Annotated in this window: 14 protein-coding genes; 9 read left to right on the top strand and 5 right to left on the bottom strand. The window is 66.7% G+C overall.

Going from position 1 to position 13,764, the window contains the following annotated elements:
* Nucleotides 1-25: 25 nt before the first annotated feature.
* The 8 genes from ACIGJC_RS05900 to ACIGJC_RS05935 all read left to right on the top strand — a co-directional run bounded on the left by ACIGJC_RS05900 (nt 26) and on the right by ACIGJC_RS05935 (nt 8,750).
* Nucleotides 26-823, top strand: coding sequence for an IclR family transcriptional regulator (locus ACIGJC_RS05900; RefSeq protein ID WP_483711086.1), 798 nt, complete (start codon nt 26-28; stop codon nt 821-823).
* Between the two features lie 256 nt (nt 824-1,079).
* Entirely contained in the window at nt 1,080-2,714 is a 1,635-nt protein-coding gene (locus tag ACIGJC_RS05905; protein ID WP_483711087.1) for an ABC transporter substrate-binding protein, read from the top strand.
* 33 nt (nt 2,715-2,747) lie between these two features.
* A complete protein-coding gene (locus tag ACIGJC_RS05910; RefSeq protein WP_483711088.1) occupies nt 2,748-3,719 on the top strand; it encodes an ABC transporter permease in 972 nt (323 codons plus the stop codon).
* A 46-nt stretch (nt 3,720-3,765) separates the two neighbouring features.
* A complete protein-coding gene (locus ACIGJC_RS05915; protein WP_483711089.1) occupies nt 3,766-4,719 on the top strand; it encodes an ABC transporter permease in 954 nt (317 codons plus the stop codon).
* A 10-nt stretch (nt 4,720-4,729) separates the two neighbouring features.
* On the top strand, nt 4,730-5,692 hold the full coding sequence (locus tag ACIGJC_RS05920) for an ABC transporter ATP-binding protein (protein ID WP_483711090.1): 963 nt from the start codon (nt 4,730-4,732) through the stop codon (nt 5,690-5,692).
* Nucleotides 5,689-6,678, top strand: coding sequence for an ABC transporter ATP-binding protein (locus ACIGJC_RS05925; protein WP_483711091.1), 990 nt, complete (start codon nt 5,689-5,691; stop codon nt 6,676-6,678). Before ACIGJC_RS05920 ends, ACIGJC_RS05925 begins: the two co-directional genes overlap by 4 nt.
* Nucleotides 6,679-6,820: 142 nt before the next feature.
* A complete protein-coding gene (locus ACIGJC_RS05930; RefSeq protein WP_483711092.1) occupies nt 6,821-7,849 on the top strand; it encodes a porin in 1,029 nt (342 codons plus the stop codon).
* A gap of 46 nt (nt 7,850-7,895) precedes the next feature.
* A complete protein-coding gene (locus tag ACIGJC_RS05935; protein ID WP_483711093.1) occupies nt 7,896-8,750 on the top strand; it encodes an N-formylglutamate amidohydrolase in 855 nt (284 codons plus the stop codon).
* Here the strand turns inward: ACIGJC_RS05935 and ACIGJC_RS05940 are convergent.
* From ACIGJC_RS05940 to wrbA, 3 genes are read right to left on the bottom strand one after another with little or no spacing between them, the layout of a single operon-like run.
* Nucleotides 8,743-10,161 (bottom strand): FAD-binding oxidoreductase, encoded by a 1,419-nt coding sequence (locus tag ACIGJC_RS05940; protein WP_483711094.1) that lies wholly within the window; start codon nt 10,159-10,161, stop codon nt 8,743-8,745. The two genes, ACIGJC_RS05935 and ACIGJC_RS05940, sit on opposite strands and share 8 nt — an antisense overlap.
* Before the next feature lie 19 nt (nt 10,162-10,180).
* A complete protein-coding gene (locus ACIGJC_RS05945; RefSeq protein ID WP_483711095.1) occupies nt 10,181-10,597 on the bottom strand; it encodes a DUF2069 domain-containing protein in 417 nt (138 codons plus the stop codon).
* Complete coding sequence (wrbA, locus tag ACIGJC_RS05950) at nt 10,594-11,196, bottom strand: NAD(P)H:quinone oxidoreductase (protein WP_483711096.1); 603 nt, start codon at nt 11,194-11,196, stop codon at nt 10,594-10,596. The genes ACIGJC_RS05945 and wrbA overlap by 4 nt, the downstream gene beginning before the upstream one ends.
* Nucleotides 11,197-11,356: 160 nt before the next feature.
* Here wrbA and ACIGJC_RS05955 point away from each other — a divergent pair, with 160 nt between their 5' ends.
* Complete coding sequence (locus ACIGJC_RS05955) at nt 11,357-12,691, top strand: YihY family inner membrane protein (RefSeq protein WP_483711097.1); 1,335 nt, start codon at nt 11,357-11,359, stop codon at nt 12,689-12,691.
* A 13-nt stretch (nt 12,692-12,704) separates the two neighbouring features.
* Here the strand turns inward: ACIGJC_RS05955 and ACIGJC_RS05960 are convergent, their stop codons facing one another.
* On the bottom strand, nt 12,705-13,022 hold the full coding sequence (locus ACIGJC_RS05960; protein ID WP_483711098.1) for an Mpo1-like protein: 318 nt from the start codon (nt 13,020-13,022) through the stop codon (nt 12,705-12,707).
* 144 nt (nt 13,023-13,166) lie between these two features.
* Nucleotides 13,167-13,595 carry a hypothetical protein gene (locus ACIGJC_RS05965; RefSeq protein ID WP_483711099.1) on the bottom strand — a complete coding sequence of 143 codons (429 nt, stop codon included), beginning with the start codon at nt 13,593-13,595 and terminating at the stop codon, nt 13,167-13,169.
* Nucleotides 13,596-13,764: the final 169 nt, after the last annotated feature.

Genomic DNA, 13,764 nt, shown 5'->3' on the forward strand with positions numbered 1-13,764 from the left:
GCGAGCAACGCCGCTACAATTCGCTATGAACTCCGTTTCCGAAACTGTGCAAGACACCAAGCCGACGACCTACATCGTCGATGCCGTAGACGAGGCTCTAGGCCTGCTGATGCTGGTCGCCGAGCACCCGTCGCTGGGCGTCACCGAGCTGGCGCGCCGCGCCGATCTGACCAAGGCGCGCGCGTTCCGGCTGCTGAGCACGCTGGAACACCGCGGCATGATCGCGCGCGAGGCGCCGGCGGCGGTCTACAAGCTGAGCTACAACGCCTTGCTGGTCGGCAATGCCGCGCGCGAGCAGCTCGACCTGATCAAGCTGGTGGCACCGAGCCTGGCCGCGCTGGGCGCTGCCTGCGGCGAAAACGTGATCGTGCGCGTGCGCGACGGGCTGGAATCGGTCTGCGTGGCGCGCCACGAGTCCTCGCAATCGGTGCGCGTGCATACCGAGGTCGGCAACCGGCGTCCGCTGCATGTGGGCGCATCGGGCAAGCTGCTGCTCGCTTTCGGCGGCGAGACGCTGGTCAACGCGGTGCTGGCCACGTCGCCGCAGCGTTTCACCGACAAGACCATCGTCGATCCACAAGCGCTGCGCGACGAACTGGCCAGCATCCGTGCCGCGGGCTATGCGATCTCGCTGGGCGAGCGCGAGGCCGATGCCGTGTCGGCGGCCGCGCCGTTGCGCGACCATACCGGCGCCACGGTGGCCTCGCTGAGCATTGCCAGCCCGGCCAGCCGTACCACGCAGGAAGTGCTGGACCGCCACGTGGCCATGGTCGTCGAACAGGCGGCCGCGTTGTCGCGCGCGCTCGGCCACACGGGCGCCTGAGCCTGATACTCCGGCCGCCAGGCCACCTGGTTGCCGCGTCCGCGGCAACTTCTTTCCCCGCGTCCCCCCGAAATTTCCCTTCCGAGCCGGCAACGGATCGCCGCAGGCGTGCCGTCACGCCTTGTGGCCGACCTCCGCCGTGACAACGCGGACGTCGCTTCTTGTTCCTTCGCAATGCGGGATGGCGGGTAAACCCTGCTTACCCGTAACGCGGCTTTGTCTTATTCTTCGATACACAGTATCACTGAACGAAACAATGTTTCAGCCAACGAAAACGACGACCTTTGCAAGACGCCGCCGCCATCCGGCGGCCGCGCTCATTCTTGGCACCGTGCTGGCACTGGCCGGCACCGGCGCTGCGCGCGCGGCGGACCTGCGCGTCGGCTACAAGGCTGAAATCAGCGCGGCCGACCCGCATGTGCTCGACGCCGCGGGGCGCAATCTCTGGGGACACGTCTACGAGACGCTGGTCGGCCTCGACAGTGACCTGCGCCCCGTGGCGCAACTCGCTACCGGCTGGCGCCAGGTCGACCCCCGCACGTGGGAATTCCAGTTGCGCGCCGGCGTGCGCTTCAGCGATGGCGAGCCGTTCACGGCAGAAGACGCCCGGTACTCGATCGAGCGCGCGCGCCACCTTGCCGGCGCACGGACCTTCCGTACCTACCTGAAATCGATTGCCGAGGTGCAGGTGACCGGGCCGCTGACTTTGCGCGTGGTGACGCGCACGCCGAACCCGGTGCTGCCGCAGAACGTGGGACTGGTGGCCATGCTGCCGCGCTCGCTCGGCGACAAGGTCAAGGAGGCGGACTTTGCCGCGGGCCGCGCGGCCATCGGTACCGGGCCGTACCGCTTCATCTCGTGGGAGCACGGCCAGCAACTGACCTTTGCACGCAACACGACATACTGGGGCGCACCGGAGCCGTGGGACCACGTGGTGTTCCAGTTCATCGCCAAGGAACCCGCGCGCGCGTCGGCGCTGCTGTCGGGGCTGGTGGACGTGATCGACGCCTCATCGGCGAACATCGCCGATGCCTTCGCCCGCACCGAAGGGCGCATCCGCACGGTATCGGCCACGTCGTACATGCTGAACTACCTGCAGCTCGACCAGGCGCGGCAGGTGTCGCCGTACGTGAGCGACAACGAAGGCCGCCCGCTGGCCATCAATCCGTTGCGCGACGTGAAAGTGCGCGAGGCCATCAGCGTGGCGATCGACCGCGACCTGATTGCCGGGCGCGTCACCAAGGGCGATTCCGTGCCCGCCGGCCAGCTTGTGCCGCCAGGCTTCTTCGGCTTTGCGCGTGCCGTGGCCCCGCCGCAGGGGGACGCGGCGCAGGCGCGCCGGCTGCTGGCGCAAGCCGGCTATCCGTCGGGCTTCCGCCTGACCTTGCATTGCCCCAATGACCGCTACCTGAACGATGCCAAGACCTGCGAGGCCATCGGCCAGATGCTGACCCGCGCGGGCATCCGGACCGAGGTGCGCACGCTGCCCTATTCGGTGTACATCACGCGCGCCACCTCGGGCGGGGAGGGCGGCAAGCCGGAGTTCAGCGCGTTCATGCTCGGCATCGGCGCGGTCAGCGGCGATTCGCTCGAACCGCTTGTGGCCGCCGCGCATTCGCAGGACAAGAAGGCTGGACTGGGCGCCAACAATCGCAGCGGCTATGCCAATCGCAAGATCGATGCCCTGGTCGACGAGGCCATGCGCACCATGGATCCGCCGGCGCGCGAACAAGTGCAGCGCCAGGCTGCCATAGCCCTGGCCGAAGACGTCGGCGTGGTGCCGCTGCACCACCTGCGCGCCACGTGGGCCTACCGCAACGGGCTGCGGGTGAAGCCGCGCAGCGACGGTTTTACCTACGCCACCAATATTCGACCGGCCGCACGCCCCTGACGCGCGTCGGCTATTCCCATTCCGGAAGCCTCCATGCTGGAAACCCTACTCAAACGGCTGCTGCAGAGCATTGTGGTGCTGTGGATCATGTCGGTCCTGACTTTCTGCGCCGTCAACCTGATCGGCGATCCGGTGCACCTGCTGGTGAGCCCGACCGCGACCGAGCAGGAGATTGCCGAAGCGCGCCATTCGCTCGGACTGGACCAGCCGGTCCAGCAGCAATACCTGCATTTCATCCAGGGCGCGCTGCGCGGCGATCTCGGCGACTCCTTCATCTACAACCGGCCCGCGATCGAGCTGATCGTGAGCCGCGTGCCGGCGACGCTGGAACTGGCGATGACCGCGTTGCTCTTGTCGCTGGCGATCGGCATCCCGATGGGGATCTTCGCGGGGCTCAAGCCCAATAGCCGCCTGTCGCGGCTGCTGATGGCGTGTTCGCTCGGCGGCGTGATCATGCCGACGTTCTGGATCGGCATGATCGGCATCCTGGTGTTCTCTGTGAACCTGGGCTGGCTGCCCTCGGGCGGCCGCGGGCCGGTCAGCACGGTGCTGGGCATGCCGCTGTCCGTGACGAGCTGGGAGGGCATACGCTTCCTGCTGCTGCCGGCGCTGACGCTGTCGCTGTTCAAGATCTCGCTGGTGGCGCGCCTGACCGAGGCCGGCACGCGCGAGGTGGCCGGGCAGGAGTACATCAAGTTCGCGCGCGCCAAGGGCGTGGGCGGCGCGCGGCTGGTGCTGCGCCACGTGGTGCCCAATGTGCTGATTCCGATCGTGACCGTGGTGGGTCTTGAATTCGGCCACCTCATCGCGTTTTCGGTGGTGACGGAATCCGTGTTCTCGTGGCCCGGCATGGGCAAGCTCATCATCGACTCGGTGCTCGCGCTGGACCGCCCAGTCGTGGTGGCCTACCTGCTGGTCACGCTGGTGCTGTTCGTGGTGCTCAACCTGATCGTCGACCTGCTGTACGTGGTGCTCGATCCGCGCCTGCGACACAAGGCGGCCTGAACTTTTCCGTCTTTCATCCTGAACCTGACTTTCGCCAAGTTTCCCGATGTCCCTTCCCGTTACTGAACCGCGCGCGACGGCTGCACCGCTGGCATCAGCGCCCCCGGAGGGCACGGCGCCGCCGAGCCGGCCGCGACGTCCGTCCTTCCTCGCACGTTTCGCGCGCAATCGCGTGGCGGCGGCAGCGCTGGCGCTCTTGCTCGTGCTCATGCTGGTCGCCGTATTCGCGGGCGTGATCAGCCCGCAGGATCCCTACGACCTGGCCTCGGTGTCCGTGATCGATTCCGAACTGCCGCCCGGCGCGGTTGGCTATGAGGGCCAGATGCACTACTGGCTCGGCACCGATGGCGCCGGACGCGACCTCGTCAGCGCCATCTTCTACGGCATCCGCATCAGCGTCGCCGTCGGCGTGATCAGCGCCGTGGTGGCGTTGCTGGTCGGCGCCGCCATCGGGCTGGTCGCCGCCTACTGCGGCGGCGCGGTCGACGCGGTGATCATGCGCATCGTCGACCTGCAGCTGAGCTTGCCGGCGATCCTTGTCGCGCTGATCCTGCTCGCGGTGCTGGGGCAGGGCGTGGACAAGACGCTGATGGCGCTGGTGATCGTGCAGTGGGCCTACTTCGCGCGCACGGTGCGCGGGTCGGCGCAGGTGGAGCGGCGCAAGGACTATGTCGAGGCCGCGCTGGGCCAGGGCCTGCCCGCGTGGCGCGTGATGTTCCGGCACATCCTGCCCAACTGCATGGCGCCGCTGGTGGTCACCGCCACGCTGCAGATCGCGCACGCCATCACGCTGGAGGCCACCATGAGCTTCCTCGGCATCGGCCTGCCGCGCACGCAACCGTCGCTGGGCATGCTGATTGCCAATGGCTTCGAGTACATGCTGTCGAACAAATACTGGATCAGCGTCTTCCCGGGCGTGGCCCTGGTGCTGCTGATCGGCGCCATCAACCTGGTGGGCGACCGGCTGCGCCGCGTGCTCAACCCGCGCAACGAGGGCTGAGGAGAGAACCATGGCAATGCTGGAAGTAAATGGCCTGACGACGCGCTTCGCACTGGAGCACGGCGCGGTCACCGCCGTCGACAATGTTTCCTTCTCGCTCGATGCGGGCGAGATCCTCGGCATCGTGGGCGAGTCCGGATCGGGCAAGTCGGTGACGGCGTTCTCGCTGATGAACCTGCTCGACCCGCCGGGCCGCGTGACCGATGGGGAAGTCCGCTTCAAGGGACAGGACCTGCGCACGTGTACGCCGCGCCAGTGGCAGGCACTGCGTGGCGACCGCATCGCGATGGTGTTCCAGGACCCGATGATGTCGCTCAACCCCGTCATGCGGATTGGCGCGCAGCTGATCGAGACGGTGCGCGTGCATCATCGCTGCTCGCACACGGAAGCGCATGACCGCGCTGTCGATGCGCTGAAGAAGGTTGGCATTCCCGCGCCGCGGGAGCGCATGCAGGCCTATCCGCATGAACTGTCGGGCGGCATGCGCCAGCGCGTGGCCATTGCCAATGCGCTGGTCAACCAGCCCGACCTGATCATCGCCGACGAGCCCACCACCGCGCTCGACGTGACCATCCAGGCGCAGATCCTGTTCGAGATGAAGCAGCTCGTGCGCGAGACCGGCGCGGCCGTGATCTGGATCAGCCATGACCTGGCTGTGGTCAAGGACCTGGTCGACCGCGTCTGCGTGATGTACGCCGGCCGCGTGGTCGAGCAGGGGCCGGTGGCGGACGTCATCCGCCAGCCGATGCATCCCTATACGCGCGGGCTGCTCGATTCGCTGCCCGCGCATGACACGCGCGGGCGCACCTTGCGGGCGATCCCCGGTGCGGCGCCGGCGTTGTCGGCCTTGCCGCCGGGCTGCGCGTTCGCGCCGCGCTGCGCGCGAGCCAGCGACCGTTGCGCGCAGGCGCCACTTGAAGTTTCCGTGCGCGGCCGGTTGCTGCGTTGCATTCACCCACTGGAGGCGGCATGACTGTCCTGCTCGAAGCACGCCATCTGCAGAAGCAATTCGCCCCGAAGCCGGGCCTGCTTGATCGCATGGCCCGCAAACCGCGCACGCGTCAGGCGGTGCATGCCGTCAATGATGTTTCGCTGCAAGTCCGCAAAGGCGAAGTGCTGGGCGTGGTGGGCGAATCCGGCTGCGGCAAATCCACGCTGGGCCGCATGCTGGCTGGCCTGCTTGCCCCCAGTAGCGGCGACGTGCTGTGGGAAGGCGAACGTGCCGATACAGCCGCCGCGTCGTATCACCTTGCGGTGCAGATGGTGTTCCAGAACCCGTATGCGTCGCTCAATCCGCGCCTGCGCATCGGGCAGGCGATTACGGAAGGCGCGCAGCATCACGGTCTGATCGGGCGCGCGCAGGTTGCGGAGTTCGCGCGCGAGATGCTCGCGATGGTCGGTCTTGATGCCTCCTATGCCGAACGCTATCCGCATGAATTCTCCGGCGGCCAGCGCCAGCGCGTGGCCATCGCACGGGCCCTGGCGCTGCAGCCGCGCCTGGTGGTCTGCGACGAGGCGGTGTCCGCGCTGGACGTCTCGGTGCAGGCGCAGGTCATCAACCTGTTCATGGACCTGCGCCGGCAACAGGACCTGACCTACGTCTTCATCAGCCACAACCTTGCGGTGGTGGAGCATATGTCGGACCGCGTGGTCATCATGTACCTGGGCCGCGTGGTCGAGATGGGCGATGCGCGCGCGATCTTCGCCGAGCCCGGCCATCCCTACACGCGTGCGTTGCTGGCCGATGCGCCGCGGCTCGACGGCAGTTCCGCGAGCCACCAGCCGATCCAGGGCGAACTGCCGAGTCCGCTGGCGCCGCCATCCGGCTGCGCGTTCCATCCGCGCTGCCCGCATGCGAGCGCGCGTTGCGCGGCCGAGGTGCCGCTGTTGCGCGATATCGGTGGCGGCCGCCTGTCGGCGTGCCACCTCAATGAAACAGGCCAGATGACGGCGGCCTGATCGCGCGCCGCCAGGGGCGGCGCTTTACCACGGGATAGCCGCATGGCATCCGCTCCGGTCCACGGCGCGGAGGGCGGCGCTCGCACTTTTTTCGCGCGGGCGCATGGCGGCGGGTTGTTTCGCAGAGGAGAAGGAGAACAGCATGAAGTCATTCAGTCTTATCGGGCGAGCGTGTATCGGCGGCGCGCTGCTGGCGGCGTCGGCCGGCGCGCAGGCCACCTTGACGCTCTATGGCCGCCTCGACACGGACATCGAGTACCAGCGTGGTCCGCGCGGCAACGCCGGGCAAATGGTGGACAACGCCTCGCGCTGGGGCATGCGCGGCAACGAGGATCTCGGGGGTTCGCTGCGTGCGGATTTCGGCCTGGAGCAGGGCTTCCAGGCCGACAACGGCGTTGCCACCAATCCGCAGTTCCGCAATGCCTTTGTGGGTCTGAGCGGCGTCTTCGGTGCCTTTGCGCTGGGCCGGCTGGACTCGGCCACCCCGGTCGGCTCGCCGATCTACTCGCAGATCACGCAGAACGTGGATTTCGTCATCCACGATGCCGGCGCCACGGCCATCGGCACCAAGGTGCTGAACGCGCGCAACCGCGTGTCGAACGCGCTGGGCTACGTGACGCCGGACTTCGGCGGCTTCTCGCTGCGCGCCCGGGTCAACCTGGCCGGGCCGGACCCTGCCACGCCCAATGTCAATTCGCCGGTGAAGGCGGAGGATGACTTCCGGCAGTACGACACCGGACTGAACTATGCCTCGGGCAATTTCTCGGCAGGCCTCGGCTATTCGCGCGATGCCAAGTCGGGCGGACTGGTCGCGAACGACTTCCGCGACAAGGTACAGGCCACCGCCGCCTATGACTTCAAGGTCGTCAACGTCTACGGCGTGTACGGGCGTGACCGCTACGTCGGCACGGCCAGTACCCGCACCGACGTGCGCTACTGGCTGACGGGGCTGACCGTCCCCTACGGACCGCACAGCCTGACCGTCAACTACATGGAGCGCGACGTCCAGAACAGCACCAGCGGCAAGCTGCGCAAGGCACAGGCCGGTTATGGCTACCGGCTCAGCAAGCGCACGCTGCCCTATGTCTTTTTCGACTACGAGGACGGCAACAGCCGCAAATCGGGCGATACCGTGATCACCTACGGCATCGGCATCCAGCACAAGTTCTGACCCGACGCGCACCGCGCCCCCAATTTCGTTTCCGCCCGCCTGTTCCATGTCCGATCCTTACACCCTCATCGAACCTGACGCCGTTGCCTTGCCTTTGGTGGTGGATTCTCCCCACAGTGGCCTCCATCACGACGAAATCCTGCCGATATCGGCCACGCCAGAAGAGTTGCTGAGCGGCTGGGACGCCTATGTCGACGAACTGTTCGGCCATGCGCCCCGGGTGGGCGGCACGCTGCTGCACGCGCGTTTTCCGCGCTGGCTGGTCGATGCCAACCGTGCACGGGACGATTTGGATCCGGATCTGCTGGAAGGGCTGTTGCCGTATCCGCTGCGGCCGAGCGACAAGGCGCGGCGCGGCATGGGCGTGCTGCGGCGGCTGGCTTTGCCGGGCGTGCCGGTCTATGCGTGCAAGCTGCCGGCGAGTTTCGCCGAACAACTGCTGCAGCGGTACTACGATCCTTACCACGCTGCCATGGCGCGCCTGATCGACGCGCAGTACGCGCGCTTCGGCGCGGTCTGGCATATCGACTGCCATTCGATGAAGTCGCGCGGCAATGCGATGAATATCGACAACGGCAACATGCGGCCCGACTTTGTGGTCAGCAACCGCGATGGCGAGACCTGCTCGGCGGCGTTCATCGAGGTCGTGGCGGGCAGCCTGCGCCAACTGGGCTACACGGTGTCGGTCAACTGGCCTTACAAGGGTGCTGAACTCATCCGTGCCTACTCCGACCCGGCGCGCGGGCGGCACAGCCTGCAGGTCGAGGTGAACCGCGCGCTCTATCTGGACGAGGACCGCTTTGCGCGCAACGCGGGGTTTGCGGCGCTGCGCGGACACCTCGACCAGATGCTGGAAGCCGTGGCGGCGTATGTGCGCGCGGAGGTGGACGCGCTCAGATGACCTTGGCGGGGTTCATCAGGCCCTGCGGGTCCAGGGCCTGCTTGATCGCGCGCATCATGGCCAGTTCCACCTCGCTCTTGTAGAGTCGGTTCTCGTCGCGCTTGAGCTGGCCCAGGCCATGCTCGGCGGAGATCGAGCCGCCATGCGAATGCACGCTGTCATGGACGACGCGGTTGACGGCGTCCTGGTTGACCAGGAACGCGTCATGGTCCACGCCGGCCGGCGGCGACACGTTGTAGTGCAGGTTGCCGTCGCCGAGATGGCCGAACGTCACCATGCGCGCACCGGGGAACGACACCTGCAGCAGCGCGTCGGTGGTCTCGATGAAATCCGCCACGCGCGACACGGGCACCGCAATGTCGTGCTTGATGTTCTTGCCTTCCTCGACCTGTGCCAGCGGAATGTGCTCGCGCAGGTTCCAGAAATCGCTCGACTGCTGCACGGATTCCGCCACTGCGGCGTCGATGACGACGCCGGCGTCGAAGGCAACCTGCATCAGCTTTTCGAAGATGGCGCGCGCATGGTCTTCACCTTCACTGTCCGACAGTTCCATCAGCACGAGTTGCGGATGCACCTCCGCAAACGGATAGCGCAGCTGCGGGAAATGCGTGGCGACGAGCTGCATGCTCAATGCCGACATCAGTTCGAAGCCGGTCAACATGGCCCCTGCATGCGACTGCGCGATGGCCAGCAGTGCGAGCGCCGCGCGCGGGCTCGCCACCGCCGCCAGCGCGGTGACGCTGGCGCGCGGCAGCGGGAACAGCTTCATGACCGCGGCCGTGATGATGCCGAGCGTGCCTTCCGCGCCGATGAACAGGTCGCGCAGGTCGTAGCCGGTGTTGTCCTTGCGCAGTCCGCGCAGGCCGTGCCAGATCTCCCCCTTGGGCGTCACCACTTCGAGCCCCAGGCATAGCTCGCGCGTATTGCCATAGCGCAGCACCGCAGTGCCGCCCGCATTCGTCGACAGGTTTCCGCCGATGGTGCAGCTGCCTTCGGCCGCCAGGCTTAGCGGAAACAGCCGGCCGTGTTCGTGCGCCACGTCCTGCAGGTGTTGCAGCACCACGCCGGCGTCGACGGTGATGGTGTTGTTGAGCGGGTCGACTTGCCGCACGCGGTTCAGCCGCTGCAGCGAAATCACCACGCAATCCGAAGTGGCCGGTGTTGCGCCGCCGCACAGGCCGGTATTGCCGCCCTGCGGCACCACGGCGATCTGGTGCGCATGGCAGGCATGGACGGCGGCCGCCACTTCCTCGGTATTGCCCGGGCGCAGCACGGCGATGGCCTCGCCGGTGTAGCGCTTGCGCCAGTCCGTCAGGTAGGGCGCCTTGTCGGCAGCGTCGGTCAGCACATGCTGGGGACCGAGTGCCGCGCGGCAGAGATCAAGGAAGGAGTCGTGGTGCGAAGCGGGCATGTCGGGTCCTGGAGTGCGGCTACTTGCCGGGTGAGGCGGTCTTCGCCGCCCTGGCGCGGCGCTTGTACGGGCGCAGATAAAGGATGGTGCTGACGAAATACAGCAGGCTCAGGGCCACCTCGACCCAGGCCAGCGTCGAAGACGGCGCGCGGTCGCTGGTGGCCCGCACGATGCCTTCGGTGAAGAACAGCAGGATCAGCATCGACGACCACTGAAGGGTGTAGCGGTTGCGCGTCAGCACGCCGCGCAGCGGCAGCAGCAGCGGCAGGAACTTGATGATGAGCCATGACCCGCCGGGACGCAGCGGTGCCAGGAACCATTCCCACGCGATGCAAAGCACCATCAGGGCGATCAGGCTGCCCACGCTCAGGCGGTATAGCGTGGTGTTGTGCAAGGCGCTGTCGCTGTTGTTGCTGTCGGCCGGCGCGGCGCTCATGCGCGGTCTCCCGCCAGGCGCAACGCGGCTTCTGCCAGCCGCTTGCCCATGGCGATGGCCAGGACGGCTTCTTCGTCGGTGACCGGGCCGCGGTTGTCGCCGTGCGCGTGGTGGCTCGGGCCGTAGGGCGTGCCGCCGGCCGTGGTCGTCATCAGCGCCTTCTCGGAATAGGGCAGGCCCATGATCAGCATGCCGTGGTGGAGCAGCGGCAGCATCATCGACAGCAGCGTCGTTTCCTGTCCGCCATGCAGGCTGCCGGTGGCGGTGAACACGCACGCCGGCTTGCCGGTAAGCGCGCCCGACAGCCACTGCGCTACCGTGCCGTCGAGGAAGTACTTCATCGGCGCGGCCATATTGCCGAAGCGCGTGGGGCTGCCCAGCGCCAGGCCGGCGCATTCCTCCAGGTCGCGCAGTTCGGCATAGGGCGGGCCGTCGGCCGGGATATCGGGCGCGGTGGCCTCGCATACCGTGGAGACCGGCGGCACCGTGCGCAGGCGCGCCTGGGCGCCGGGGACGCGGTCGATGCCGGTGGCAATCAGTTCGGCCAGCTTGCGGGTGCCGCCGTGGCGGCTGTAATACAGGACGAGGATGTCGGTCATGAGGCGAGATGGCGGCCCGTGCCGGCGATGGGCGGCATGAGGTCCGGAACAGTCGGGCCCGGCAATGGGGCCGGAACAATCCGCGTATTATAGTTGTGCCCCCGCCACCTCAGCGGCCCCCGACCGATCGCCACATCCCATCACAGGAGTCCCCCGCAGCATGTATGGAACCCGCCTTGCCCGCCTGCGCAGGGAATGGAATCTGCAGAAACTGCGCGCGCTCTCGCGCTATGCGTTGCGCCGCGCGGGAGAGGGCCGCCTGCCCCAGGTTGCCGCCAGCCTGACCTTCACCACCTTCCTGTCGGTCGTGCCGGTGCTGACGGTGGCATTCGCGCTGCTGGCAGCGTTCCCGGTGTTCCGGGAGTTCCGCGCGGACATCGAGGCCTTCCTGTTCCAGAACCTGATTCCGGGCAACGTCAGCGAATCGATCTCGCGCTACCTCGGCCAGTTTTCCAAGAGCGCGCGCGGCCTGACGGCAATGGGCCTGGGCGGGCTGATGCTGACGTCGGTGCTGACCATGCTGACCGTGGAGGACGCCCTCAACGGGATCTGGCGCGTCAAGCAGCGCCGGCCGCTGGCGCAACGCGTGCTGGTGTTCTGGGCCGTGCTGACCTTCGGTCCGGTGCTGATCGGTGCCAGCCTGTCGATCAGTTCCTACCTGATCTCGGTCTCGGCGGGCTATGTCGGCAATATGCCGATTGGGCTCGGGCTGCTCGTGAGCGCGACGCCGGTCGCGCTGTCGGCCCTGGCGTTCGCGTTTCTCTATACCGCAGTGCCGAACGCGTATGTCGAATGGCGCGACGCGATTGCCGCGGGTCTTGTGGCGGCCATCGCATTCGAATTCGCCAAGCGCGGCTTCGGGTATTTCATCACGCATATCCCGACCTACACGGCGGTCTATGGGACCTTCGCGGCGCTGCCGATCTTCCTGCTGTGGATCTACCTGAGCTGGCTCGTGACGCTGCTGGGCGCCACCATCGCGGCCAACCTGCCGGTCGTGCGGCAAGGGCACTGGCGCCGGCGCACATTTGCAGGCAGCGAGTTCTTCGATGCATTGGGCGTGCTGCTGCTGCTGTACAAGGCGCGCGACGAGGTGCCGCGCAGCGTCGGGGAGCTGGACCTGGGGCGCAAGCTTCGTGTCGAAGCCGACTACCTTGCCGTGCTGCTAGGCAAGCTCAAGGCCATGCACCTGATCGGCAAGCTGCAGCAGGATCGCGGGCAGGCGCACTGGGCGCTGCTGTGCGACCCGTCGCAGGTGACGCTGCGCACGCTGTATGACCGGCTGGTGCTCAACCTGCCGCGCTTGCCGCGCACGGCGCTGGCGCAGCAACTGCAAGGAGCGGAATCGCTGAAATCGATCCTGATTAATCCTCAGCTCGATCAGCCGCTGGAGGTTGTGTTCAGGGAGCAGGGTGCTGCCGATCCGACGGCGGCAGAGACAGCTGAACCGTCGAGGCCGGCGCTGGAGATGGTGCCGCCCGGGCGGCATGGATAGGCCAGCCCGCTGTTCAGAACGGAATCCGCCCGCGCACGATATCCGCGTACATGACCCAGTCACCCATCAGGCTGTAGAGCGGATGGCGAAAGGTGGCGGGCCGGTTCTTCTCGAAGCCGAAGTGCCCGACCCAGGCAAACGCATAGCCTGACACCACCGCACCCAGCAGCCACCATGCATTGCCGGTGATGACGATCATCAGCAGGCAAAGCAGTGCTACGGTCGAGCCGGCGAAATGCAGCCGCCGGCAGGTGCGGTCGCGGTGTTCGCCCAGGTAGTAGGGATAGAAAGCCGCGAAACTTTCGAATTCGCGCGCGTGGGCCCGGGCCATGGCTGTCTCCGAATGTTGTTCTGGCAAGCCTGTGTCGCTGTGAGCTCCCAGAATACTTGAGAATCTCAACTCAAACGTCGAACACTCACTGAAGCCGCGAAGCCCCGTGGATGCCGTGCCATATCTCGGATTGCCCGCCTGCCGTCAGGCCATTTCGCTGACAGCTTCGCCAGCCAGCGCGGCCTGCGTCCCGTCGGTTACCGTGCTTTCGGTAGTCTCGCCGTCGATTTCGGAAGCGATGTCGCCCAGACCGATGGCGACCGTGATATTCGGCGTCCAGTTCTTGCGGTCGGTGCTGGCCTCGGCAAACGTGGTCACCGTTGCGGTGTAGCCCTGCGCCCTGAGGTCGTCGGCCAGCCGTTGCGCGCGGGCTTCCAGCGCTGCTTGCGGATTGTCCTCGTTGATGTCAAGGACCAGGCTGGTCTCGAATTCTTCCTTCCCCTTCTGGATAGCCGTTTGCATTGCCTTGAGTTGCTTGTTCGCGAGTGCGACGAGCTTGCCGTACCTGGATTCTTCCTGGCTGGCGCGCAGTGCCTTGGCGGCGTTGATGATTTCGGTGCGGTCCACGAACATGATTACCTTTCGAGGTGGAGAGAGAAAGCGCAGGCGCCGCCATGGGCTTGACTTCAGTAGCCAGCCTTGCGGGATGCGGCTAATACTGTATAAATATACAGTATTAGCGGGCGGATCGGCAAGCCTTGCACAACGGCCGGCACCGTGTGACACGCCCGATCGCATCACT

The sequence above is a fragment of the Cupriavidus sp. C3SS-1 genome (assembly GCF_057073755.1).

What these genes read in the sequence shown, in the direction of transcription:
- ACIGJC_RS05965 (WP_483711099.1), bottom strand. Translation starts at nt 13,595, where the DNA reads ATGTTCGTGGACCGCACCGAAATCATCAACGCCGCCAAGGCACTGCGC.
- wrbA (WP_483711096.1), bottom strand. Translation starts at nt 11,196, where the DNA reads ATGACCGACATCCTCGTCCTGTATTACAGCCGCCACGGCGGCACCCGC.
- ACIGJC_RS05920 (WP_483711090.1), top strand. Translation starts at nt 4,730, where the DNA reads ATGGCAATGCTGGAAGTAAATGGCCTGACGACGCGCTTCGCACTGGAG.
- ACIGJC_RS05915 (WP_483711089.1), top strand. Translation starts at nt 3,766, where the DNA reads ATGTCCCTTCCCGTTACTGAACCGCGCGCGACGGCTGCACCGCTGGCA.
- ACIGJC_RS05960 (WP_483711098.1), bottom strand. Translation starts at nt 13,022, where the DNA reads ATGGCCCGGGCCCACGCGCGCGAATTCGAAAGTTTCGCGGCTTTCTAT.
- ACIGJC_RS05955 (WP_483711097.1), top strand. Translation starts at nt 11,357, where the DNA reads ATGTATGGAACCCGCCTTGCCCGCCTGCGCAGGGAATGGAATCTGCAG.
- ACIGJC_RS05925 (WP_483711091.1), top strand. Translation starts at nt 5,689, where the DNA reads ATGACTGTCCTGCTCGAAGCACGCCATCTGCAGAAGCAATTCGCCCCG.
- ACIGJC_RS05935 (WP_483711093.1), top strand. Translation starts at nt 7,896, where the DNA reads ATGTCCGATCCTTACACCCTCATCGAACCTGACGCCGTTGCCTTGCCT.
- ACIGJC_RS05905 (WP_483711087.1), top strand. Translation starts at nt 1,080, where the DNA reads ATGTTTCAGCCAACGAAAACGACGACCTTTGCAAGACGCCGCCGCCAT.
- ACIGJC_RS05910 (WP_483711088.1), top strand. Translation starts at nt 2,748, where the DNA reads ATGCTGGAAACCCTACTCAAACGGCTGCTGCAGAGCATTGTGGTGCTG.
- ACIGJC_RS05930 (WP_483711092.1), top strand. Translation starts at nt 6,821, where the DNA reads ATGAAGTCATTCAGTCTTATCGGGCGAGCGTGTATCGGCGGCGCGCTG.
- ACIGJC_RS05900 (WP_483711086.1), top strand. Translation starts at nt 26, where the DNA reads ATGAACTCCGTTTCCGAAACTGTGCAAGACACCAAGCCGACGACCTAC.
- ACIGJC_RS05940 (WP_483711094.1), bottom strand. Translation starts at nt 10,161, where the DNA reads ATGCCCGCTTCGCACCACGACTCCTTCCTTGATCTCTGCCGCGCGGCA.
- ACIGJC_RS05945 (WP_483711095.1), bottom strand. Translation starts at nt 10,597, where the DNA reads ATGAGCGCCGCGCCGGCCGACAGCAACAACAGCGACAGCGCCTTGCAC.